A 25,221-nucleotide genomic window follows, 5' to 3' on the forward strand; every position below is an offset into this window, starting at 1 on the left:
GAGCACGGCGCGGTCCGCGGCTCGCCGTCTTCGTGATTGAGGGGCAAACACCGCGACCACCGCCGCGGCGGTTGTCAGTCCTCGCAAAACCGGTCGGATCCACCCCGTTCGCCGCTCCCGCCGGTGCAGACTGGCGCCGTTCGCCTGGACGGCCGGGCGCCCCGCCACGTCGCGCCGTTCGTCCCGGACGGGGGGAGAACGCGGTGGTGGAGTTCCGGGTCCTGGGTCCGGTCGAGGTCGTGCACGCGGGTCGTCCCCTCGCCCTGGGCGGGCCGCGGCACCGGCGGTTGCTCGCGGCCCTGTTGTTGCGGGCGGGGGACGTGGTGCCCGCCGGCACGCTGGTCCACGCGCTGTGGGGGGACGCTCCCCCGCGCAGCGCGCGGGCGATGCTGCACGTGCGGACGTCCGAGCTGCGGGCGGCGCTGCGGATCGCGGAGGTCCGGCTCTCCAGCCGGGCCGGCGGCTACGTGCTGGGCGCCGGCCCGGAGGACGTCGACGCGTGGCGCTTCGAACGGCTCGCCGCCGCGGGCGCGGCCGCGCTGGCCGCCGGGGAGCCCGGTCGTGCCCGCGACGACCTCGGCGCCGGGCTCGCGCTGTGGCGGGGACCCGCGCTGGCCGAGTTCGCCGACGAGCCGTTCGCCCGGCCCGACGTCGCGCGGCTGGGGGAGCTGCGGTTGCGGGCGCTGGAGAACCGGGTCGCCGCCGACCTGGACCTGGGCCGGCACGCCGAGCTGGTGGCGGAGCTGGGGGCGCTGGTGGCCGAGAACCCCCTGCGCGAGCGCTTCTGGGGTCAGCTCGTGCTGGCGCTGTACCGAACGGGTCGCCAAGGTGAGGCGCTGCGCGCTTACGAGAGCGTCCGCCTGGTGATGGCCGACCAGCTGGGGCTCGACCCCGGCGGTGAGCTGAGGGCGCTGCACGCGGCCGTCCTCCGCCAGGCATCGTGGCTGGACCCGCCGAGGGCGGTGCGGCGGCTGCACGTCCTGCCGGCCGCGGTGACCAGCTTCGTCGGGCGCCGGCGCGAGCTGCCCGGGATCCGCGCCCTGCTGCGCGAGCACCGCCTGGTCACGCTGACCGGCGCGGGCGGGGCGGGCAAGAGCCGCCTCGCGGTCGAGGCGGCCGGGGTGAGCGCACCGGACTTCCCGGCCGGGGCCGCGCTGGTCGACCTGGCCGCGGTGACCAGGCCGGGGTGCGCCGTGCCCGCGGTGGCGGCGGTGCTGGACGTGCGCGAGCGGCTTCGGCGACCGCTCTTCGACGCGCTCGCCGAGCGCATCGGCGGCGAGCGGCTGCTGCTCGTCCTGGACAACTGCGAGCACCTGGTCGACGAGGTCGGCGAGGTGGCGCTCCGGCTGCTCCGCCGCTGTCCCGAGCTGCGGGTCCTCGTCACCAGCCGCGAACGCCTCGGCCTCATCGGCGAGGCGGTGCGCCCGGTGCCGGGGCTGGGGCTGCCCGCGGTCGGCGCCGCGGGGGTCGACGCGATCGGCCGGGCCGACGCGGTCCGGTTGGTCGTCGACCGAGTGTCGGCCGTCGACCCGGACTTCCGGTTGACCGAGGTCACGGCCGGCGCGGTCGCCGAGATCTGCCGACGCCTGGACGGCCTGCCGCTGGCGATCGAGCTGGCCGTGGCCGGGGTGCGGACGTGGGGGGTGCGGCGGATCGCCGCGAGCCTGGACGACCCCTTCCGGCTGCCGGTGTCCGGCTCCTGCGGCACGTCAGGCCGGCACCGGACGTTGCGCGCGGTGGTGGACTGGAGCTACGACCTGCTCGACGACGCCCAGCGGCGGTTGTTCGACCGGCTCGCCGTCTTCGCGGGCGGGTTCACCGCGCAGGCGGTCGAGGCGGTCTGCGGCGGTGCGCCCGGCGACGGCCCGCCGGTGGCGGAGGTGCTGGCCGGCCTGGTCGACAAGTCGCTGGTCGCCGTCGACCACACCGGCGTCGAACCGCGCTACCGGATGCTGGGGACGCTGCGGGCTTACGCGTCGGAGCGCCTGGCGGAGTCCGGCGGGGTGAGCGGCACGGCGGGTGGCGCGGCGGACGTCATGACGGCCACCTCGTCGGCCGTCATCACGGACGGCACGGCGGACGTGACAGCGGACGGTGCGCACGGCCGCCAAGCGGCCCACCTGGTGGCGGCGGTCGCGTCCGCGGGCGCCCGGCGCGGGAGCGCCCGCTCCGACGGCGCCGAGCCCGTCCCCGGCCGGGGACGGGCTCGGCGGTCCGGGCGTCAGCCCGCGTCGAGCGCGACCGCCACCTCGGTGACGGGCGCGATCGACGGGAAGTCCCCGACCTTGGTCGCCGTGCCGGTGAGCACGTCGATCGAGTAGAACGACGCCCTGGCGCCGCCCGCGGGCACGAACGCGGCGAACGCCGTGTTCGAGGTGGTCCGGCCGCCCGACAGGTCGCTGAAGATGTCGAGGCCCGCGTTGGCGCCGACGTCGACGCCGACCTTGCCGGTCGCGTTCAGCGGGCCGCTGTTGGGCGGCGCCTGGACGACGACCTGGTCGTTGATCGTGTTGAGGTCGAACAACGTGGTCGCGGTGTCGCTGTTCAGGTCGTTGTTCGTGTACGCGGCGGCGGTGACGCCCTTGGCCGTCGTGCCGCCGGAGTTCAACGCGGAGTCCGCGACGGTGGTGTGGGTGTTGAGGTCGTGCCGCAGGTTCTGGCCGTTGTCGCCGATCACCCGCAGCCGGTCGGCGGCCGGGTTGAAGTCGACGCCGAAGTCGACGCCGTGCGGCGCGACGGTCAGCTGCGAGACCTTCGTGAGCGTCGCGTACTCGTCCCCGACCGCGATCGTGTAGATGCCGCCCTTGTCGCCGACGGCGTACAGGACGTTGTCCTGCACGCGGATGTCGAGCCCGATCAGGCGGGTCTCGCCGCCGGCGAACCCGCTCACGTCCCTGACCCAGTTGAGCGTGGTGGGCGTGGTGGTGTTGAAGGCGCACATCGTCCTGCCGTCGCCGATGAGCCCGAACGCCGACAGGTTCGGCACCGCGGCGGCCGCGGTGCCGCCGCTGCTCCCTACGAAGATCGCCGCCGTGACGGCCACCGCCGCCGTCGCCGCCGCCACCCCCTTCTTGACCGGCACTCTCATCACGTCTCCCCTTCCGGTGAGTTCCGCCAGGTTGCGGCGCCACGCTATTCAGCGCGCCTTCCGGAATCCTTATTCGTCCGCTACCGGCGGAGTTGTCCGGTGCGCCGGTCGTGGCATTGATGCGTGAAAAGTCCTAAATGGTTCAACGATTAACCCATCAGGAGTAATCAAATCGTGTAGCGGTAGCTCCTTGTGACAGAAAGCACAGCTCTTTATGCCGCTTCTGGCCTGTTCGGGTGATTTGTTGATCTATTGCCACTCACTCGATCGAGTGAAGGATGGTCCGGTCCCGCCAGGCGGGCCGATCCCCGCCTGGGCTCCAGGTCCTGAAGGGCTGCACCCACGTGGCAAGAAAAGGCGCAATCGCCATCACCATCCCCCTCGCCCTCAGCGCGCTCCTGACCGCCGGCGCGTTCCCGGCCCAGTCGCAGGTGCCGTTGCAGAGCCCGATCGACATCGCGCCCTCGGCGATCCGCTTCAACCCGCACCTGCCCCAGTTGCAGATCTCCTACGGCCACCACGTCGCGGGCGACCTCCACTACGTCCGCAAGGACACCGCGGCGGCCGACGGCTGCACCGTGCGCGACCACGAGGAGACCGAGGAGTTCGAGGTCCAGCCCGGCTCCGGCCACGTGACCCTCTCCGGCGTCCGGTACGACCTCCTGCAACTGCACTTCCACACGCCGTCGGAGCACCGGCTCGCCGGCCACGCCGACCCGCTGGAGATGCACCTGGTGCACCGCAGCGCCGCGGGCGCCCTGCTGGTGATCGGCGTGCCGCTGCGCGTCGGCGCGGCCTCCACCGTGGACGCGGTCCTGGCGCACCTCGCGCCCGAGTGCGGCGAGGAGGTGCACCTGACCGACATCGACCTGAACACCCTGCTGCCGGTCAACCGCGCCACCGCCCGCTACACCGGCTCGCTCACCACCGCGCCGTTCACCGAGGGCGTGCAGTGGTTCCTGATGAGCGAGAAGACGGTCACCCAGGCCACCGTCTCCCGCTTCCAGAGCCTGTTCTACGAGGGCAACTCCCGCCCCGTGCAGCCGCTGAACGGCCGCACGGTCCAGGTCGAGCTGCCGCACCTCTGACCGGCCGGTGGGGCGGGGTCCCCTCCCGCCCCACCCCGGCTCACCGCCCGCCGGTGCGACGACGCGCGCGGTCGGGCAGCGCCGCTTGGCCGCGCACGCCGGCCGGCGAAGCGGGTGCGGGGCCTCGCGGAAGGTCCGGCCCCCGGAAGCCGTCGACGGGTTCCGGGAGGCGGTCGTGGCACGTCACGTCGGTCCTCCCCCTGCGCCCCGGGACGGGATGAGCGCTTCCGGTGGCCGGCCCCGGGCCGTTGCCGCACCGCAGAACTGCGGTGCGGCGTTAGCGCGAACGAGTGATTTCCCGCCAATCCCGGGGCGTGCCGGCGCGACCGCTGGAACCTGGGGATGATCGCGGCGACGGGTCGCGACCACCCGCAGCCCACGGAGCGCCGACCGCCGCATGACCGGGAAACCTCAGGAAGAGCCGCCCTTCCAGGGCCTGCACGCCCTGCTCGACGTCATCCGCGACCTCGTCGACCGGCCCCGCTGGAGCTGGCGCAGGCCCAAGGAGGGCGAGTACCGGGGCGACCGGCCGCTGCCCATCCTGTCCCTGGTCGGCGCCGCTCCCGGCGACGTGCCCGGCGCCCTCGCGACCCGGCTGAACCAGCCGGAGCGGGACAAGGTCGCGCACGTCATCGTGAACGCGGCCGACCCGCTGCCCGGCGCGGCCGGTGCGCTGCTGCCGCTGCTGGACGTCGTGCAGCAGGTGCTGGAGTGGGACAACCAGGGCACGGGCGGGCGGCTGCGGTTCCAGCACTACCGGCTCGCGTCCTGGCTCACCCGGCAGACCATCGAACCCGTCGACGGCCGGGACGCGCGCGCGGCGAGCCTCGCGCTGCTGCGCACCTGGTACAAGAAGGACCGCCCCCAGGCGATGGCGGGCGACGCCGCCGACGGCGGCCTGCCGTGGTGGGCGCGCCTGCTCGTCGTCGTGGGCGGCCCGCTGCCGTTCTGGCTGTGGACGCACCGCTGGCCGATCGTCGGCCGGGTGCCCCGGTGGTTCATGCGGCAGCCGTTCATGGTGCCGCTGCACTCGACGACGTTCGTGGGCTTCGCCGAACGCCTCACCACCGGCCGGCGCGGCACCGAGGACGTCGAGCAGATCAAGAAGGTGCTGGTCCACGCGTTCCTGCGGGACCTGCGCCTGGCCTACCGGCCGCGGGGCCTGCGCCCGCGGCGGTGGCGGCGCACCGCGTACGTGGTGCTCGTGCTGGACGACGTCACCGAGGCCGGCTGGGAGCTGCTGCGCCTGGTCAACGACGTGCGCAACGAGAAGGGCGACCTGGACCCGCTGCTGGTGGTGGCGCGCAGCGACGCCCCGCCGACGTGGAAGAGCCCGCACGGCATCCCCCCGGTGCGCGACGTCCAGTCCGTGGTGGACCGCTGGTACCGGATGCTGCCGACGCTGCGGCAGCGCCAGGAGGGCGAGGCGCGGTTCGTGTTCGCCCGCCTGCCCGACCCGTCCGACGAACCGTCCGACGCCGACCGCGAGGCGTGGCCGAAGATCCGCTCCCTGCCGCCGCGCAAACCCGCGTGGCTGGCGCGCAAGGGCGTCGCCGTGGCGGTGACCGCGCTGCTGATCGCCGTGCCGGTGCTGACCGCCGGGGCCTGGACGGTGTACCGCTGGGCCGCCAACTGCCTGCCGAGCCCGACCTCCGGCGCCGTGGCGCGGTGGCACGACGCCCTCGGCCAGTGCGTGGGGTACAGCGACAACAGCGCCCTCGTGTTCGGGCAGGACCAGCGGTTGCGGCTGGCGCAGCTGGCGGTGTTCGAGCAGAACGCCGTCGCGCGCGACCTGCACGAGGCCAACCCCGAACGGCCGCTGGTCAGCGTCGTGTACTTCTCCGGCCTGACGCACCGCGAGGCCGACCCCGGCACCGACCACTCCATCGCCGAGGAGCTGGAGGGCCTGCTGATCCGGCAGCAGCAGCACAACCGCAAGGAGCAGACCGAGCCGCTGCTGCGGGTGGTCGTGGCCAACGGCGGCAGCGCGATGAAGGCCGCGCCCGAGATCGTGCGCGACCTGCTGGCCCCGCTGCTGCGGGACGACCCGACCGTGCTCGGCGTCATCGGCATGGACCGGACCGTGCCGGAGACCGAGACCGCGATCGCGCTGCTGGGGCACCTGGGCACGGCGGTGGTGACCATGGTCCTCACCGGCGAGAACCTCGGCGAGGTGTCGCCGCTGTACTTCCAGCTCCCGCCCGGGAACCGGGTGCAGGCGCGGATGGTCGTGGAGTACGCGCACCGGACGTCGCGGCAGCTGACCGTCTACCACCCGCCCGCCGACGACGCGTACATCAAGACCCTGGTCGAGGAGACGTCCACCGCCGTGGAGGAGCGCGGGCCCGACATGCGGGCCCGGCAGCCCGTGCGGTGGGAGCGGTCGCCGGACGAGGTGGACGTGCGCTGCGGTGGCGGGGAGGTCGCGTTCTACGCGGGCCGCGAGGGGCAGTTCGCGGCGTTCCTCAACCGGGTCGTGGGCCTGTGCGGGCGCGACGGTTCACCGACCGTCGTCGGCGACGACTCGGTGATCAGATTCGTGGCGCAGCAGCGGAGCCGCGACCAGTACGAGCTGAACGGCCTGCCGGTGTCCTGGGTGGACATGGGCGGGCGGGTCGTGGCGGCGGGCCGGTCGTGCCGCGACGAGGGCATCCCGGGCACCAACCGGAACGAGCAGCCGCTGGTGGCGTTCTGCGACGGGTACAACCTGCTCTACCAGGTGTCGGACGCGAAGCCGCCGGCCGCCAACGACTACGCGCGCGAGCTGGCGCGCACCCCCGGCCCGCCGTGGCCCGGGCAGGGCGTCGGCCTCGCCTACGACGCGGCGGGCCTGTTCATCGCCGCCGTGCGCCGCAACCAGCAGCGCCCCGGCCACGACCCGGTGTACCTGCCGCACCGCGCGGCCATCGCCCAGGAGCTGATCGAGCGCAGCCCGTTCGACGGCGCCACCGGCGAGATCAGCTTCCGCGACTCCCGGACCGGCGCGCAGCGCAAGCTCATGATCGCGCGCATCGACGACATCGGCGACGCGTCCGCCGTGCCCCGCTGCGAGTTCGTCTACAGCGACGGCCGGCCCGAGTCGTGCCCCGGCTGACGCGCCAGGTCCCTCTTGCGCTGAAGGCATACGCTGTTGCGCATGGAGCAAAGCAATGGCGAGTTGGACAGCCTGGTGCGCAAGCGGATCCGGGCGCTGCGCGTCGCGCAGGGCTGGTCGCTGGAAGACCTGGCCGGCCGCGCCCGGCTCAGCCAGTCCACGCTCAGCCGGATCGAGAACGGGCAGCGCCGCCTCGCCCTGGACCAGCTCGTCACCCTCGCCCGCGCCCTCAACACCTCCCTGGACCAACTCGTCGAGACCGCCGCGGACGACGTCGTCTCCAACCCGACGCTCGACTCGGCGCACGGGGTGATGCGGTGGTCCGTCCGGGCGGACCCCGGCGTGACGGTCGTGCGCCACCGCATGGTGGACCCGCCACCCGACAACCCGGCGCGCCTGCGCGCCCACCCCGGCCGCGAGTGGCTCGTCGTCCTCTCCGGCACAGCGGTCCTGCTGCTGGGCAACCGCCGGTTCCGGGTGGAGGCCAACCAGGCCGCGGAGTTCCCCACGATGCTCCCGCACGCCATCGGCGCGGAGGGCGGTCCGTGCGACGTCCTGGGCATCTTCGACCGCGACGCCCGCCGCGGCCACCAGGGTCGTGAGGACACCCGGTCGGGCCGGTCGCCGCGGTGAGTCGCACGCTGCGGTGAGTCGTGCGCCGGGTGGTTTGCGCGTCGCGGCGGGTGGGTTGCGCGTTCGGCAGGGCGGTCGGACATCGTCTTGCGCATTCGGGGAGAACTCGTGCCGGGAGCGCATGGCCGACCTAGCGTGGGGGCCGTGAACCACGCATCCCAGCACGCGGCGCACCGAGCCGGCCACGACGACACCGACCAGGCGGAGATCCTGGACCTGGACGCGGAGGTGCTCGCCGAGCACACCGCCTCCATCACCGCGTGGCTGCCCGTCCGGACCGACCCCCGTCACGTCGTGGACCTGGGCTGCGGGACCGGCGCGGGCACCCTCGCCCTGCTCGACCGCTTCCCCGGCGCGGAGGTGACCGCCGTCGACGCCTCGCCGAACCACCTGCGCCGCCTGCGGGAGAAGGCCGGGGCGGCCGGCGTGCTCGACCGGGTGCGCACCGCGGAGGCCGACCTCGACGGGGCGTGGCCCGAGCTCGGCACGCCGGACCTGGTGTGGGCGTCCGCCTCCGTGCACCACCTGGCCGACCCGGACCTCGCGCTGCGCCGGGTCCACGACGTGCTCGCGCCGGGCGGGCTGTTCGCCGTCGTCGAGTTGGCCGGCTTCCCCCGGTTCCTGCCCGCGGACGCCCCGGAGGAGCGGCCGGGCCTGGAGGAGCGCTGCCACGCCGCGCTCGCCGACCACCACGCCCGGCACATGCCCCACCGCGGCGCCGACTGGGGTCCCAGGCTGACCGCCGCCGGGTTCACCGTCGAGGGCGAGCGCACGATCACCGTGAACCCGGGCGAGGAGCACGCCGAGTCGGTCGGCCGCTACGCCCTCAGCGGCCTGCGCCGCCTGCGCGACGCCGCCGCCCGGTTCCTGGCCGCCGAGGACCTGGACGCCCTCGACCGGCTGCTCGACACCGAGGGTCCGCGGTCGATCCTGCGCCGCGACGACCTCGCGATGCGCACCGAGCGCAGCGTGTGGGCCGCGCGCCGCTGAACCGCGCCACGGCTACCCGGTGTCATGCCCGCCCGTGCGCGATCAAGGCGGTGTGGGGCAGCACGAGCGTCCCATCGGGACCGGCGAACTCCGCGCACAACTCGTCGTAGTGCGCCTTGACCCGCGCGACGACCTCGGGCGGTTGGCCGGTGATGACCTGACCGATGGTCGCCACCCCGGCGGCCGGGCCGCTCCACCACCGCTCGGGGGTGGTCACGTGGTCCCAGTCCAGGGCCCGGCAGGACGCCTCGGCCAGGCCCGCCTCGCCGAACAGCGCCACCAGGCCCCGCTCGGTGCGGGGGAAGTCGTCCTCCGGCGCCAGGGTGGGCAGGTGCGCGGGCCGGGTGGCGCCCGCCGCCTGGACGGCCCGCCCGAGCAGGGCCTGACCGGGCGCCGGCGGGGTGGCCCACAGGGTGAGCGCGACACGCCCGCCCGCCCGGGTGACGCGGCGCAGTTCGGCCACCGCCGCGCGGGGACGTCCGACGTGGTTGAGGACGAAGTTGCCCACCACCGCGTCGAACGAGTCGTCGGCGAACGGGAGGTCGGGCAGGGCGGCCACCCGCACGTCGACGCCCGGCGCGGCCCGAGCGGCCAGCTCGACCATGCCCGGCTCCGCGTCCACGGCCGTCACCAGCGCGCCCCGGTCGACCGCAGCGGAGGCGGCCGTGCCGGTACCCGTGCCCACGTCCAGCACCCGGAGGCCCCCGCGCACGCCGGCGGCGTCCAGCAGGGCGGGCACGGTGTGCGCGCAGAGCGCGGCGAAGCTGGAGGCGTAGGCGTCGGCGCGCCCGGCCCACGTCCGGCGCTCGGCCTGGTCGAACACCGTCATCGCCCTCGGCCCCCTCGGCGGGTCACGTCAAGATCGGTCATCGTCGCAGATCCCCTCGCCCGGTCGGGGCGCGACCGCCGCTCCGCGGGGTGGGCGGCCTGATGACCGGCCGAGCCCGCAGGTCCGCACGTAGGGGACGAGGAGGGCGGACAGGGCGGGTTGCCACAGGTGCAGCGGTCCGAGGGCGCGCTCAGGGACAGCGGTAGCCGGTCACGGCAGCGGGCGCGTCGGGGTGCGCCGGCGCGCCCGCGCCGTCACGGCGTGCGCCAGGGCTTGCCGCCCGGATCGGCGACCCCGGCGGTCAGGATCTCCACGAACCGCGCCGCCCAGCCCGCCACCGTGTCGGCGTCGAACAGGTCGGTGGCGTACTCCAGCACCAGGTCCAGCCCGCCGGCGGGGTTGGGGCTGAACACCCAGGTCTGCTCGGCCCTGGCCACCGGCAGCTCCACGTCCACCGGGGCGGCCGGGGCGGCGCCGGTCAGCTCCAGGTGCGGGATCGGGTCGTTGAAGAAGCCGAAGATGACCCTCGGCGGGTTGCCCGCGAACTTCCCGCCCGCCGCCTCGTTGAGCACCGGCGCGGGCACCGACTGCAACGCCAGCCGCCGCCACACCGCGTCCTTCGCCACCTCCACCAGGTCGTCGAAGGTCGCCACGCCCGCGACCGGCACCACCACCCAGGACGACAGGGTGAAGACGCCGACGACGTCCTCGAAGCGGGCCTCCGGCCGGTTGGCCACCCCGCACACCGACGCCGACGCGGGGGTGCCGGTCACCTCGTGGGCCAGCGCGGCGAAGGCGGCCGTCAGCACCGCGAACGTCGTCGTGCCCCGGCGGGCCGCCAACGCGTCGACGCCGGCCGCCAACCCGGGCGGGAGGGTGACCGCGCGGACCGCGCCGTCGCCGAGCGGCGCGCCCGACCGGGGCCGGTCGGTGGGGAACAGCAGCGGGCGCGCGCCGACCGAGCCGACGTGGTCGGCCCACTCCTCGACGGCGGCGCGCGTCGCCGGGTCGGACAGGTGGGCCGCCTCCCACTCGGTGAAGTCCACGTAGGTCGCCGTCAGGTCGGGCAGGTCGGGCGCGCGGCCGGCGACCTCCGCGCGGTACAGCTCGGCCAGGTCGCGGACGAGGACGGTCGTCGACCAGCCGTCGCTGAAGGAGTGGTGCACCGCCAGCAGCAGTTCCGAGCGCCGGTCGGACGCGGTGAACAGGGTGGCGCGGAACGTGCCGGCCCTGGTCAGGTCCGGCGCCTCGTCGGCGGCCGCGAGCACCGCGCCGTCCAGCTCGGGTTCGGCGACCTCCACGACGCGCAGCGGCACACCGCTCGCGACCAGCACCTCCTGGCGCAGCCGCCCGTCGACCTCGCGCAGCCGGGTCCGCAGGGCGGCGTGCCTGGCCACCAGCGCGGTCAGCGCCCGCCGGAGGGCGGCGACGTCCAGCCGGCCGTGCAGCGCGAACCGCATCGCGATCGTCAGCACGCTCGGCTTGGCGCTCGTCGCGGTGACCCGGTACCCGTGCCGCTGCCCCCAGCTCGCCGGGGCCTCGACCTCGACGCCGGGATCGGCCGGCGCCAGCAGCGCCGCCAGGCCGCGCACGGTCGGCGCGCGCAGGAAGGCGGGCACGTCCAGCCGCACACCCAGTTCGGCGCGGATCCGGTTCACCAGGCGGATGGCGGTGAGCGAGTGCCCGCCCAGTTCGAAGAACGTGGCCCCCGGCGGCACCGACTCCCGGCCCAGCTCGGCCGCCCACATGGCGCTCAGCCCGCGTTCGAGGTCGCCCTCCGGCTCCTGCGACGACGACGCCGGCGCGACCGGCGACGGTTCGGGCAGCGCGCTGCGGTCGATCTTGCCGCTGGTGGTCAGCGGCAGGGCTTCGAGGACGTCCCACGTCGCGGGGACCATGTACTCGGGCAGCCGCGTGGCCAGCTCCGCGCGCAGGTCGGCGACCTCCGCACCGGGCGCGGGGACGACGTGCGCGGCCAGCCGCACCGTGCCGTCGGCGTCGGTCAGGGCCCGCACCGCCGCCTCCCGCACCCCCGGCAGCGCGGTGAGCTGGTGCTCCACCTCCCCCGGCTCGACCCGGAACCCCCGGATCTGCACCTGCCGGTCACGGCGCCGCAGGAACTCCAGCTCGCCGTCGGCGCGCCAGCGCACCACGTCGCCGGTCCGGTAGGCGCGGTCCGCGCCCGCGCCGGTGAACCTCGCCGCCTGCTCCGGGGTGGGGTCGGCGTAGCCCCTGGCCAGCTGGGCGCCGCCGAGCAGCAGCTCACCCGGCACGCCCACCGGGACCCGCCGCCCGGCGCCGTCGACGACCCGCACCCGGGTGCCCGGCACCGGCCGCCCGATCGTCGGCAGCCCGTCCCCGGTCGGCGGGACCTCGGCCCAGGTGGACACGACGGCCGCTTCGGTCGGGCCGTACACGTTCCACAGCCGGAACGGCGCGCCGGCCGGTGGCCTGCGGCGCAGCACGTCGCCGCCGACGACCAGGTGGCGCAGGGCGACCGGGCCGGTCGACCAGTCCTGGTCGAGCAGCAGCTCCCCCACGGGGGTGGGCGCGAACGCGACGGTGATGCCGGTGTCGACCAGCCAGTCGCGCAGCCCGGCCGGGTCGTGGCGCAGGCCGGGCGGGACGACGTGCAGCGGCGCGCCCACCCGCAGCGCGGGCCACACCTCGATCACGGAGGCGTCGAACCCGGGGCTGGCGAACCAGGACAGCCGGTCGCGCGAGGTCAGGCCCAGGTCCCGGGTGTACCAGCCGAGGGTGTTGGCGATCGACCGGTGCTCGACCACCGCGCCCTTGGGCTCCCCGGTCGACCCGGAGGTGAACAGCACGTAGGCCACGTCGTCCGGCGTCAGCGGGTGGCCCACGGCGGCGGGTGCCGGTGGCAGCGGGCGGTCCGCGACGGCGGGTCCCGGCGACAACCGGTCGACCAGGATCGTCGGCAACCCGCCGGGCGCGTCGACGCCGCCGGCGGTGACCACCGCCGCGACCCCGGCCTTGCGGAGCATGTGCCCCAGCCGGGCCGGGGGCTGCTCCGGGTCCAGCGGCACGTACGGCACGCCGGCCGTGAGCGCGCCCAGCACGGCCGCCACCGCGTCCGCGCCCCTCGGCAGCAGCACCGCCACGGGCGTCCCGGCCGGCACGCCGAGCCCGGCGATGGCGCCGGCCACGGCGGCGGCCCGGTCGCGCAGCTCCGCGCCGGTGGTCCCGCGCCCGTCCTCGACCACCGCCACGGCGTCACCCAGCCGGGCGGGCACGCCGTCGTGCAGCAGGGCCGGGCCGTGCGGCGGCGGGCCGCCGTCGGCCCAGGTGTCGAGCAGGGCGGCGTCGTCGGGGGTGAGCACGTCCAGTTCGCGCAGCGGCCGGTCCGGTGCGGCCACCGCCGCCGCGAGCACCCCCAGGTAGGTGTCCAGGACGCGGCGGGCGGTGGGGCCCTCGACCAGGTCCAGGGCGTGGTTCAGCCGGCAGCGCACGGTGTCGCCGAGGTTGGTCAGGAACAGCACCAGGTCCACCGGCGCCCGGTCGACCGCCACGTCGACCAGGGTCGACCGCACACCGGGCAGGTCCAGTTCGAAGGCGGCCTCGTTGTCGTACTCCACCACGGTGTCGAACAGCGGGTTGCGCAGCGGGTCCGGGTTGCCGCCCAGCGCCCGCACGATCTCCGGGAAGGGCGCCTCCCGGTGCTCCTGGGCGCCGAGCACCTGCCCCCGCACCACCTTCAGCAGCTCGGCGAACGACGCGTCGTCGTCCACCGCGATCCGCAGCGGCAGCGTGTGCACGAAGAACCCGACCGCCCGCTCCGCGCCCTCCGGCCGGTGCGCGAACGGCGTGCCCACCACCAGGTCGTCCTTCCCGCCGAGCACCCGCAGCGCGACGGCCCAGCCGGCGAGCAGCGCCATGAACGGCGTCACCCGGTGCGCGCGCGCCACCGCCCGCAGCGCCGCCGTCGCCCCGGCGTCCAGCTCCGACCCGACCGAGCCGCCCCGGCCGGACGGCTCCTGCGGGCGGGGGTGGTCGGCGGGCAGGTCGAGTTCGCGCGGCGCGCCGGCGAGCAGGTCGGTCCAGTAGGCCAGCGCCTCCGCCGACGGCGGCCTCGGCGCGGGCAGCGGGTCCACGGCGGGCAGGGCGATGTCGGCGCCGGTGGCGGCGGCCCGGTAGGCCTCGGCGATCTCCCCGGTCAGCACCCCCGCCGACACGGTGTCGATCACCAGGTGGTGCATCCGCAGCACCAGCAGGCGCCGGTCGGCGTCGAGGCGGACCAGGTACGGCTCGAACAGCGGTCCCCGCGCCACGTCGAACGGCGTCGAGGTCTCCCGCTCGACCACCCGCCGCGCCGCCTCCTCCACCGAAGCCCCCGGGTCCTCGCGCACCGGCAGCGCGAACTCCGCCGGTGCGGCGACGACCCGCTTCAGCTCGCCGTCGATGTCGTGGAAGGTCGACCGCAGGCCGTCGTGCCGGGCGACGACCGCCGCCAGCGCCGCGCGCAGCGCCTCGGTGTCCAGCTCGCCCTCCAGCGCCACGACGATCGTCTCGTTGTGGGTGGGGCGGCCGGGGAGGGTCTGCTCGACGTACCAGATCTGCTGCTCGGTCGGGCTCGCGGCGCGCACGTCGGCGGGTGGCGCGTCGGCGGGGAGCGGCCCGGTGGGCGGCGTCTCCGCGAACATCCCGCGCAGCACGTCGATCCCGGGCAGCCCGGCGGTGATCCGCGCGGGCGGGAGGCCGAAGTCGACGAAGCACGCCACCTCGTCCACGCCCAGCCCGGCCAGCGCGCGCACGATCGGCGCCGCGTCGTCCGGCGTGCCGATCAGCGCCCGGTCGGCGCAGTAGCGCTCGTAGGCGCGGGACAGCAGGTACTCCAGGTCCTCGGGGTTGGTGTGCTCCAGGTCGATGGAGAAGCCGAGGCTGTTGGTCACCTGGCCGAACAGCGACAGCGACGAGCGCAGGTAGTCGCAGAACGGGCCGAAGGCCTCCGCGCGGACCCGCTCGGTGTCGTCGCCGAGGTAGGTGTGCAGCAGCAGCACGACCCGCCCCGCACCCGGGTCGAGCCCGACTTCGGCCCTGGTGCGCCGGTAGCGGGCGATGTTGTCCGCCAACTGCTCCACGCCCTGCGCCATCAGGTTGGTGATGACGCCGAACCCGCCGCGCGCGGCCCGCTCGTAGCTCTCGGGGTTGCCGACGATCGCGGTGTAGAAGTCCGGTTCCGGCTGCACCGGGGTCGGGTGGAGCCGGACCTCGACCTCCTCGCCGTTCCCGGCCGTCCTGGTCACCGCGTCGCCGCGCCACAGCGCGCGGATCGCCTCCACGCCCTCGTACATGGCCTCCCGGTGCCTGCCGTACACGCCGGGCGCCAGCACGAAGTCCCGCGCGTGCCAACCGCTCGCCACCCCGATCGACACCCGCCCGCCGGAGAGGTTGTCCACGACGGACCACTCCTCGGCGACCCGGATCGGGTCGTGCAGCGGCAGCACCACGCTGCCCGAGTGCAGCCGCACCCGGCTGGTCTGCGCGGCGATCGCGGCGGCGAGCACCGACGGGTTGGGGAACACCCCGCCGAAGGAGTCGAAGTGCCTCTCCGGCAACCACACCGCGTGCAGGCCGCTGCGGTCGGCGAACCGGGCAGCGGACAGGATCGCGGCGTACTTGTCGCCGTCGCGGTCGCGCGGGTAGTCGCCGAAGAAGTACAGGCTGAAGTCCGGGGTGGTCCTGCCGACCTCCGTGGACACCGCCTCGACCGGCGCGGTCCGGGCGACGGCCCGGGGGATCCTCGGCAGCGCGCGGCGCGGTGCGGGAGCGGGCGCGGGGCGGCCCGGCAGGAAACCGCCCCGGCGCAGGTCGTGCAGCGAGTTGCGGACCGCGTCGACCACGAAGTCGACGTCGGCGTCGGTGTGCGCGGTGGAGAGGAAGAAGTTGCGCCACTCCCAGACGTGCACGCCCTCCATCACCAGGTGGTGGAACAGCAGTTCCAGGTTGCCCCGGTGGGCGAACCGGAACAGCGAGCCGAACCGGTGCACCGACAGCGGGAAGTCCTCGGCGGCGAAGAAGTCGTTGAGGGTGGTCGCCAGCCGCTCGGTGCGGGCGTTGACGGCCTGTTGCAGGCCGGGCCCCCGGTCGCGCAGGTGGGTCAGGACGGCCTTGGCCGCGACCATCGCCAACGGGTGCTGGATGTAGGTGCCGCCGAAGAAGGTCGTCTCGCCCTCGGGGACGCTGTCGTCGCCGTAGCGCCAGAAGCCGCCGTCGACCCAGTCCATGATGTCCGCGCGGCCCGCGATGGCGCCGATCGGGTAGCCGCCGCCGATCAGCTTGCCGTAGGTCGCCAGGTCGGCCTTGACCCCGAAGATCCCCTGCGCGCCCTGCGGGTGCGGGCGGAAGCCGGTCAGCATCTCGTCGAACATCAGCACGATGCCCGTCTCGTCGCACAGCCGCCGCAGCGCGCGCACGAACTCCACCGGCTGCCGCTGCGGGTACCGGCTGGGCACGGCCTCCAGCACGACGGCGGCGATCTCCCCGGCGCGCCTGCGGATCACGTCGAGGCTGGACTCGTCGCCGTAGGGCAGCACCACCGACTCGGCCACCGCCGACGCGGGCACCCCGGCCGACACCGGCACGGTCCGCAGCACGTCGCCGTCGGGCACGGTCCGGCCGAGCACCGGGTCGAAGTGCCCGTGGTACGAGCCGTCGAAGGTGACGATCTTCGTCCGCCCCGTGTACGCCCTGGCCAGCCGGAACGCCGCCGAGTTGGCCTCGGTGCCGGAGGTGGAGAACGCCACCCGGTCCAGGCCGGTCAGCTCGGCGAGCAGCTCGGCGGCCTCGCCGGTCTCCGGGCCGCGCGGACCCAGCCTCAGGCCGTCGGCCTGGTAGGCGGCCACGGCGTCGGTGACGAAGTCGGGGTCGTGGCCGAACATCAGCACGCCGAAGCCCATGGTGATGTCGACGTAGGTGTTGCCGTCGACGTCTTCGAGGTGGGCGCCCCTGGCCCGGCGCGCGGCCAGCGGGTACAGGAGTTCCTTGGTGACGCCCCGGAACCCGACCACGGCTCGGCTGTCGGCCAGCGGTCGCCGGAAGCGCTGGGCGATGTCCTTGGAGGTCCTGGTGCGCGCGGTGTAGCGGGCGACGAGGTCGTCGAGGTGCGCGCGCTGGGCCGGGTCCAGCCGGCCGCCGGACATGCCGGAGCCCTGGGCGATCGTCGGGCGCGGGCCGAGCTGGGTGCCCTCGACGGGTCGGGGTGACGGGGGTTCGGGCTGGGTGGGTGCGGGTGCGGAGGTAGGGACGGGGGCGGGTGCGGGGGCGGGTGCGGCGGGTTCGTTCGCGAGCAGGGCCAGCTGCTCGGACATGATCCGGGTGAACCGGTCCATCAGGTTCAGCTGTTCCCGCACCACGGCTTCGTGGCCGGTGGAGGGCGGGGAGGGCGGCGGCGCGGGTGTCGGGGCCACCGCGGCGGGCGCGGGTTGCCCGGTGGGCACGGGCGGCGAGGTGGGCATGGGTGGCGAGGTGGGCGTGGGTGGTGAGGCGGGCGCGAGCGGCGCGGAGGGTGCGGGTGTTGGGAGGGGCGCGGGCGGCGGGGCGGGCGCGGGTGTTGGGGCCAGTTCGGCGCGCTTCTCGGCCGACATCCGCTCGGTGATCACCTCCGCCAGCCGGGCCGGGGTGTCGACCTCCTCGAACAGCTCCCGCATCGCCACCCGCACGCCGAAGGCGACCTCCAGCTCGCGCACCATGTTGATCATCAGCAGCGAGTCCGCGCCCAGGTCGAAGAACGGCACGTCCGGTGTGATCCGGTCCGGCTTGTCACCCAGGTGGCGCGCTGTCAGCTCCCGCACGCGGGTCAGCACCGACTCGTCCAGGTCGCGGTCCTGCTCGGCGGGCACGGCGGGCGCACTCTCCTCGTGATCGGCAGCGGGCACGGGATCGACAACGGGCACGGGATCGGCGGCGGGCACCGGGTCGATCCAGTGCCGGGTGGGCCGGAACGGGTAGGTGGGCAGCGGCACGCGTCCGCCGCCGGGGGCGAGCGCGGCCCAGTCGACCTCGACGCCGTGGCAGAACAGCGCGGCCAGGCCGGGGACGACGCTGCCCCCGCCCCGGCGGAGCAGCGGCAACCAGGTCGTGCCCGGCCACTGCCTGCCCAGCGCCGACAGCACCCCGGACGGGCCCAGCTCCACGAACGTCGTGCAGCCGTCCGCCACCAGGCCGTCGACCGAGCCGCGGAAGTCCGCCGTCGACCGGGTGTGCGCGCGGACGTGGTCGGGACCCGGCACCGTCCCCTCGGCCAGCACCGCGCCGACGCCCGAGTGCACCGGCAGCGACAGCGGCTTCCACCCCAGCGCCGCCGCCTGCCTGCCCAGCGCGTCCAGCACGGGGTCGACCGCGCTGGTGTGGAAGGCGCGGTCGGCGGCCAACCGCCGGTGCTCCACCCCGCGCGCGGCCAGTGACCGCTCGGCCTCGGCCACGGCCTCCGGGGGCCCGCCGAACACCGTGTGCCGGGGCCCGTTGCGCACCGCCACCGACAGCCCGGCCGGCTCCTCCACGTCGTCGAACACCGCCAGCAGCGCGCCCTCGGGGGCCGACTGCATCAGCGCGCCGCGCACGGCGGCCAGGTGCAGGGCGTCCTCGTGGGACAGCGCGCCCGCGACGGCCAGCGCCGCGTACTCGCCCGCGCTGTGCCCGACCACGGCCTCCGGGCGCACCCCCAGCTCGGCCAGCAGCGCCGCCTGGGCCAGCTGCACGGCCAGCAGCGCCGGTTGCAGGGTCGCGGTCGTCCACTCGTGCGGCTCGCCGAGCAGCGGCGGCAGCAGGTCGACGCCCCAGTCGCGGCGGTGCCGGTCGAGCAGCCCGCGCAGCACGGCCGCCGAGACCGGGTGCGCCAGCAGCGGCGCCCCCGCGCCCGAGCAGTCCACGCCCTGGCCGGCGAAGGCGAACACCAGCGGTCCCGGGTGCCGGGCGACACCGCAGGCCGACCCGCCCGCCCGCAGGTCCCGGGCGGTCTCGGCGGCGTCGCCGCCCCACGCGACCAGCCGGTGCGGCAGCCGCCCGCGCCCCGCGCCCAGCGTCGTCAGCACGTCCGCCGGGTCCGCGTCGCCGAGCGCGTCGGCGGTGGCGGCGGCCAGGTGCGCCAGCGCCTCCGGCGTCCGCGCCGACAGCGGCGCCACCCACGGCGCGTCCCGGTTCGCCGGCGGCACCCGGTCCGCCCGGACCGGGTCGGGAGCCTGCTCCAGCACCACGTGCGCGTTCGTCCCGCCCACGCCCAGCGCGGTCACCCCGGCCCGGCGGACACCGGGCAGCGGCCACGGCGTCGGCGCGGTGGGCACCGCGATCAGGCCGTCGTCCAGGCGCAGCGCGGGGTTCGGGGAGTCGAAGTTCGCCTGCGGCGGCACAGTGCCGGCGCGCAGCGCGAGCACCGCCTTGAGCAGGCCGGCCATGCCCGCCGCGCTGTCGAGGTGGCCGATGTTGGACTTGACCGACCCCACCAGCAGCGGTTCCGCCCGACCGGCGAACGCGCCGCGCAGCGCCTCGACCTCGATCGGGTCGCCCACCGCGGTCCCGGTGCCGTGCGCCTCGACGTACCCGATGGACCCCGGCGGCACGCCGGCCGCCGCGAGCGCGTCGCGCACCACCGCCGTCTGCCCGGCGACACCGGGCGAGGTGTAGCCGACCTTGGCCGCGCCGTCGTTGTTGATCGCCGACCCGAGGACCACCGCGTGCACGGTGTCGCCGTCGGCCAGCGCGGCGTCCAGCGGTTTGAGCAGCACGGCCGCGACGCCGTTGCCGCCGACCGTGCCGTCGGCGGCGGCGTCGAACGCCCGGCACCGACCGGTGGCGGACAGGATCGACCCCGGCTCGTACCGGTACCCGGCGATCCCGGGCACGTGCAGCGCCGCCGCGCCGGCCAGCGCCATGTCCGCGTCGCCCGCCAGCAGCGCGGTGATCGCGGAGTGCACGGCGACCAGCGAGGTGGAGCAGGCGGAGCGCACGGTCACCGCGGGCCCGGTCAGGCCGAGCCGGTAGGCCACCCTGGTGGCCAGGAAGTCCGGTTCGTTGCCGATCGCCACCTGGAGCGCGGCCAGCTGGTCGCCGGGGTCGGCGCCACCGAGGTTCTCGCGCAGGTAGGTGCGCAGCGAGTACAGGGTCATCCCGGAACCCGCGTAGACCCCGACCCGGCCGCCCGCCCCGGCGTAGCCGGCGTGCTCCAGCGCCTGGTGGCAGACCTGGAGGAACAGCCGCTGCTGCGGGTCGGTGATCGCCGCCTCGGCCGGGCTGATGCCGAACAGCTCGGCGTCGAAGCCCGCGATGTCGTCGAGCGCGCCGCTGACCGGCACGTACGCCGGGTCGTCGACCAGGCGCGCGGGGATGCCCGCGGCGATCAGCTCCTCGCGACCGAACCGGGTGGTGCTGACCACGCCGGCGAGCAGGTTCTCCCAGTACCGCTCCAGGGTCGGCGCGCCGGGGAACCTGGCGGCCATGCCGATGATCGCGACGCGCCGGTCCCGCCGGTCGCCACGGCGCTCCCCCGCCCGGTGGTCCCCGGTCAGCTCGGACAGGTGCGCGCCCAGCGCCGCCTCGTTGGGGTGGGCGTACAGCGCGGTCAGCGGGAACTCCCGGCCCAGCGCCCGCTGGAGCGCGGCGTGCAGCCGGACCAGGCCCAGCGACCCGAGGCCCGCCTCGTAGAACGGGGTGTCCGGGCCGAGCCCGCCGGGCACGACCTCCCGCAGGGTTTCGCGCACCAGCCTGCGCACGCCCGCCGCGCCACCGGTCGGCCGCCCGGTGACGCGCGCCGGTCCGGGCGCGGGACCGGCCGCCACACCCGTCGGGGCACCGGCCGTCGCCTCGGTCGCGGCACCGGCCGGGGCGACCGGGAGGTCGACGCCGAACGCGTCGCGCCCCGGGGTGGTCGCGCCCTCCAGGGGTTCCGCGGGCAGCATCCGCCGAGCGGCCGGGTTGGCCCGGTCGACGCCGAGCAGGATCGTGCCCGGCGGTTGGCGCAGCGCGGCCGTGAACAGGGCGTTGCCGTCGGCGGCGGTGAAGGCGAGCAGCTTGCCCCGGCTGGCGGCCTCCCGGTCCTCGTGGCCCTCGTTGAGGCCCGTCGACCGCCACAGGCCCCAGACCAGGGTGTGCACCGGGTGGTCCGCGCCCAGGTGCCCGGCCAGGGCCTCCAGGTACCGGTTGCCCGCCGTGTAGCCGGCCGTGCCGACGGCCGGGAACCAGGTCAGCAGCGTGGAGAACGCGATCAGCCTGCTGCCCGGCCGCCGCCGCAGCACCTCGGCCACGGCCTGCGACCCGGCCACCTTGGTCCGCGTCTGCGCCCGCCACCGGGCGGCCGTGAGGTCGGCCAGCTGCCCGATCTCGTAGGTGCCGGCCAGGTGCAGCACCCCGGCGAGCGGCTCGCCCCACGCCGCCTCCGCCTCGACGACGGCGGCCTCCAGCGCGTCCGCGTCCGCCACGTCGACCCGCGCGTGGCGCGCGTCGGGGCCCAGTCCCGCCAGGTCGGTCGCCGGTCCCCGGCCGACGACCAGCAGCCGCAGCCCCAGGCCCGGCAGCACCACCCGGCCGATGCCGCCCAGCCCGCCGGTCACCAGCCAGCAGCTGCCCGGTTCGGCCGCCGGGGGCGCGTCCGGGACGGGCTCGACCGGCTCCAGCGAGCGCACCAGCGGCCGGTCGCGCCAGGCGATCACCGGTTCGCGGTGGACCCAGGTCAGCGCCCGCGCCAGCAGTTCCGGGTCGTCGTCGCCGCCGGGCAGCTCCAGGTGCCAGGCGCGCAGCCCCGGCCGTTCCAGGGCGGCGGAGACGGCGATCGACGCGGTCAGCGCCGCCGCGCACCCGCCCGCCCGGCCGACGCTGACCAGCTCGCCCGTCCAGCCCGCCCCGGCCAGCCGGGCGACGAGGTCCAGCACCGGGACCGACGCCCGTTCCTCGTCGGGACCGGCGACGAGGACGACGACGTCCGCGTCCGGGTCGTCCGGGTCGAGGACCGCCGCGCCGGGCACGGCGGCGGCCAGGTCCGGGTCGCCGAACACGCGGACCCGGCCCGGGTCGCGGGTCGCGGTGAACGAGCGGGGCGCCCACACCGGGCGGTGCAGGGCGTCGGGCAGGGTGGTGCGCGCCGACTCGGCCAGGTCCACCGCGCGCACCCGGTCGTCCAGCTCGCCGCGCAGCAGCCGGGCGCGCATGGCGGTGCGCTGGATCTTGCCGCTGGTGGTCTTGGCGAACCCGTCCCGGTCCACGGCCGCGAGCAGCACCGACACCAGGCCGAACCGCTCGGCCAGCCGCCGCCGCACCTCGCCCACCACCCGGCCCGTCAGCCCGTCGGCGGGCACGAACACCACCGCCAGCCGCTCGCCGCCGTCCGGGTCGGGCACCCCGAACGCGCCGACGAAGCTCGTCGCCACCCCCGGCAGCGCGCCCACCACGTCCTCGATCTCGTGGCAGTAGTAGTGGACGCCGTTGTTGATGATGATCTCCTTGGCCCGGCCGGTGATCGTCACCCGGCCGGCGGCCACGAACGCGAGGTCGCCGGTGTCGAACCAGTCCCCGTCGGGGAAGGCCTCGGCGTTGGCCTCCGGGTTGTCCAGGTAGCCGGGGGTGATCCGCGCCGAGCGGCCCTGCAACCGGCCGATGCGCAGCTCCGGCAGCACGGTCGTGCCGTCCGGCCCGACGACGCGGAACTCCGAGCCGGGCGCGGGGCGGCCCATGCTCAGGAACGTCGAGCTGCCCTCGGCGGGCTCGGCCAGCAGCTCCAGCCCGCCGCCCGCGGCCTGCCGCACGTGCTGCACCGCGTCCGGCCCGAACGCCTGGTAGGTGATGGCCGTGCACGTCTCGGCCATGCCCCAGGCCAGCAGCACGGTGTCGTCGGAGACCCCGAACCGGCCGGTCGCCGCCAGGAAGCGGCGCACCACCGGCTCCGTGCACTGCTCGCCCGCGTTGACCAGCGCGCGCAGCGGGGTCAGGTCCCAGGTGCGCGCCGGGTCCGCGGTCGCGAGCGCGTCGGCGACCAGGCCGAACCCGAAGTTGGGCGACCAGCTGTGCTGCGCCCGGTACTCGTGCAGCAGGTCCAGCCAGCGCAGCGGGTCGGCCAGCACGTCGGCGGTGGGCACGTGCACGTTGTCGCAGCCCAGCACCACCGGGCCGAAGTGGTACATGACCACACCGGCCACGTGGTCGAGCGGCAGCCAGTTCACGAACACGTCCCCGGTGTCCATCCGGCTGACCTGCCGCGCCGCCCGCGCGTAGCGCACGAGGCCGCGGTGGGTGACCTGGATGACCTTGGACCTGCCGGTGCTGCCCGACGACAGCTGCAACACCGCCACCGCGCCCGGCTCCGGCCGGTGCACCTCGGCGACCGGCTCGGCCTCCGCGCACCCGGCCAGGTCGAGCACCCTCATCGAGGTCAGCCCGGACCGCTCGGCGTGCCCGCGCAGCCCGGCGACGGTGGCGCCGCCGGAGAGCACCACCGGTTCGCCCAGGTCGCGCCAGGCGTGCTCCAGCTTGTCCAGCACGGCCGTGCGCTCCGCGTAGGTCGCGGACTGGGCCACCGCGACCGGGCGGACACCGCCGAGCAGGCACGCCCACAGCGCGACGACGTGCTCGGCCAGCGAGGGCGTGTGCAGCACCGCCGCGTCGCCCACCGCCAACCCGGCCGCGCGCAGCCCGGCGAGCACCCGCTTGGCCCGGTCCAGCAGCTCGGGGTAGGTCACCACCCCGACGCCGCCGCCCTCGACGACGTGCACGCCCCGGCCCGGGTGCCGCCGCGCCGTGGCGAGCAGCGCCTCGACCAGGGTGGCCGGGTCGTCCTCGGCCGGGTCCGGGTCGTCGGTGGCGGTCAGCGACGACGGACCGGCGAGGTCGGCGGCGACGACGTCGTCCAGGGCGGCCGGCGGGCCCGCCACCCACCGCGGTGGCAGGTCGACGAACTCGGCGAGGTGGCGCCGCCCGGTCGTCGGCGCGGGCAGGGGCACGGGCGCGGTCACCGACGCCCGCACCGGCAGCCGCCGCAGCGCCGCCTCGTCCGGCTCGCCGTCCCGGTCGCGCGGGATCGCCGAGACCACCGAGACCAGCAGCGGCAGCGGGTCGCCGTCGACCGCGCCCAGGGCGCTCACCACCCGGCGCGCCCGGTCGGGCGCCACCCCCGGCGACGGCACCACGTGCGCCACCCGGACGGCCCGGCCGTCGGCGGTGGTCGCGGTCAGCACGGCGGCGTCCGCCACCAGCGGGTGGCCGAGCAGGGTGGTCGGCGGGGTGTCGGGCACGGCGGTCCCCCTCAGTCCGCGGGTAAGGGCGGGTCGGTGGCGCGGCGGGCGGTCAGGGCCAGGTACCCGGCGGCGAGCACGACCACCAGGCCGTGCATCAGCGCGGCGACGGCCAGCGGCGTCCACACCTCCAGCAGGCCCGCGGCGACCAGCAGGCCCACGCCCAGCCCGGCGTTCTCGGCCATCGCGGTCAGGCCGAAGAACCAGCCGCGCGCCGGTTCGGGCTCGGCCTGGACGCGCGTGGTGTAGGTGATCTCGGTGAACCCGTCGGCCAGCCCGGCGACCAGGGCGATCAGCAGCACCCAGGGCTGCACGACGCCCGTGAACGCCGCGATGAACGCCCCGGACATCACCGCGGTCCCGATGACGAACGCCCACTCGTCGTGCCGGGGACCGCCCTTGTGGAACCGGGACACCAGCTGGTGCGCGGTGAGCAGGCCGACCGCCCACGCGGCCCAGAAGTTGCCGATGAACGCCGCCGGGTCGCCGGGCTGGAGCTGGGTGGCGTAGATCGGGATGCCGACCTGGTGCGAGGCCGAGCCGAACGCGTCGACCGAGCGGATCACCACGATCGCCAGCACGGCGGGCGCGGCGGCCAGCGCCGCCACCACCAGCCCGCGCCGCTCGCGCAGCCCCGGCTTCGCCGCCGCCCGCGCGCCCACCCGGCGGGGGAAGCGCAGCGCGACCGTGGCCAGCACCAGCGCGGACAGGCCGAAGGTGCCCGCGTTCACCAGGAACGCCGAGGTGTAGCCCACCCACGACACCAGCACGCCGCCGGTGGCGAACCCCAGCGCCATCGCCACCGCGCGGCCGGTGACCAGCAGCCCGTTGGCGCGCAGGCGGTGCTCCGCGCCGACCAGGTCCGGCACGCTCGCCCGCAGCAGCAGCTGGCTGGTCGTGGTCAGCGCCCCGATCGACACGGCCACCACCGGCAGCAGCGACACCCGCGAGTCGTCCGGGGCCAGCGCGAACACCAGCAGCACCGCGGCCTGCGCCACGTCGCAGGTGATCATCACCGGGCGGCGGGGCAGCCGGGTCGCCACGGCGCCGCCCACCAGGCCCGCGACGAAGCCGGTCGCCATCCGCAGCACCATGAACAGGCCGGTCGCGACGGCGCTGCCGGTCGCCTCGTACACGAACAGGTTGAGCGCCACCATGTTCAGGTAGCTGCCGAACGACGACGCCGCGGTGCCCCCGACCAGCAGCCGGAACCGGCGCAGGTCGCCCCGGTCGATCTCCGGCGCCGCGGCCGGACCCCGGTCCGCCAC

The 25,221-nt window shown here is 75.9% G+C and carries 9 protein-coding genes; 5 read left to right on the forward strand and 4 right to left on the reverse strand.

Features of this window, described 5'->3' with window-relative positions; all coding sequences use genetic code 11:
* Window positions 1-203 precede the first annotated feature (203 nt).
* A complete protein-coding gene (locus tag ABD223_RS33990) occupies window positions 204-2,321 on the forward strand; it encodes an ATP-binding protein (protein WP_344040823.1) in 2,118 nt (705 codons plus the stop codon).
* Here the strand turns inward: ABD223_RS33990 and ABD223_RS33995 are convergent.
* Window positions 2,222-3,088: a DUF4394 domain-containing protein gene (locus tag ABD223_RS33995; RefSeq protein WP_344040824.1), complete on the reverse strand. Its 867-nt coding sequence runs from the start codon at window positions 3,086-3,088 to the stop codon at window positions 2,222-2,224. The genes ABD223_RS33990 and ABD223_RS33995 overlap by 100 nt on opposite strands.
* Window positions 3,089-3,432: 344 nt before the next feature.
* Between ABD223_RS33995 and ABD223_RS34000 the strand changes: the two genes are divergently transcribed.
* The 4 genes from ABD223_RS34000 (at window position 3,433) to ABD223_RS34015 (ending at window position 8,893) form a co-directional block, all read left to right on the forward strand.
* Complete coding sequence (locus tag ABD223_RS34000) at window positions 3,433-4,176, forward strand: carbonic anhydrase family protein (RefSeq protein WP_344040825.1); 744 nt, start codon at window positions 3,433-3,435, stop codon at window positions 4,174-4,176.
* Window positions 4,177-4,573: 397 nt separating this feature from the next.
* Complete coding sequence (locus tag ABD223_RS34005) at window positions 4,574-7,270, forward strand: ABC transporter substrate-binding protein (RefSeq protein ID WP_344040826.1); 2,697 nt, start codon at window positions 4,574-4,576, stop codon at window positions 7,268-7,270.
* 42 nt (window positions 7,271-7,312) lie between these two features.
* Entirely contained in the window at window positions 7,313-7,903 is a 591-nt protein-coding gene (locus ABD223_RS34010; RefSeq protein WP_344040827.1) for a helix-turn-helix domain-containing protein, read from the forward strand.
* Between the two features lie 144 nt (window positions 7,904-8,047).
* Window positions 8,048-8,893: a methyltransferase domain-containing protein gene (locus ABD223_RS34015; protein WP_344040828.1), complete on the forward strand. Its 846-nt coding sequence runs from the start codon at window positions 8,048-8,050 to the stop codon at window positions 8,891-8,893.
* Window positions 8,894-8,915: 22 nt separating this feature from the next.
* On the opposite strand, the gene ABD223_RS34020 is transcribed toward ABD223_RS34015, so the two are convergent.
* The 3 genes from ABD223_RS34020 to ABD223_RS34030 all read right to left on the reverse strand — a co-directional run bounded on the left by ABD223_RS34020 (window position 8,916) and on the right by ABD223_RS34030 (window position 25,221).
* Window positions 8,916-9,722, reverse strand: coding sequence for a class I SAM-dependent methyltransferase (locus tag ABD223_RS34020; RefSeq protein WP_344040829.1), 807 nt, complete (start codon window positions 9,720-9,722; stop codon window positions 8,916-8,918).
* Between the two features lie 254 nt (window positions 9,723-9,976).
* Complete coding sequence (locus tag ABD223_RS34025) at window positions 9,977-23,953, reverse strand: non-ribosomal peptide synthetase/type I polyketide synthase (RefSeq protein WP_344040830.1); 13,977 nt, start codon at window positions 23,951-23,953, stop codon at window positions 9,977-9,979.
* A gap of 11 nt (window positions 23,954-23,964) precedes the next feature.
* Entirely contained in the window at window positions 23,965-25,221 is a 1,257-nt protein-coding gene (locus ABD223_RS34030; protein WP_344040831.1) for an MFS transporter, read from the reverse strand.

It is taken from the genome of Saccharothrix xinjiangensis (genome assembly GCF_039527585.1).
Classification (GTDB): Bacteria; Actinomycetota; Actinomycetes; order Mycobacteriales; family Pseudonocardiaceae; genus Actinosynnema; species Actinosynnema xinjiangensis.

What these genes read in the sequence shown, in the direction of transcription:
- ABD223_RS33995 (WP_344040824.1), bottom strand. Translation starts at nt 3,088, where the DNA reads ATGAGAGTGCCGGTCAAGAAGGGGGTGGCGGCGGCGACGGCGGCGGTG.
- ABD223_RS34005 (WP_344040826.1), top strand. Translation starts at nt 4,574, where the DNA reads ATGACCGGGAAACCTCAGGAAGAGCCGCCCTTCCAGGGCCTGCACGCC.
- ABD223_RS34010 (WP_344040827.1), top strand. Translation starts at nt 7,313, where the DNA reads ATGGAGCAAAGCAATGGCGAGTTGGACAGCCTGGTGCGCAAGCGGATC.
- ABD223_RS34020 (WP_344040829.1), bottom strand. Translation starts at nt 9,722, where the DNA reads ATGACGGTGTTCGACCAGGCCGAGCGCCGGACGTGGGCCGGGCGCGCC.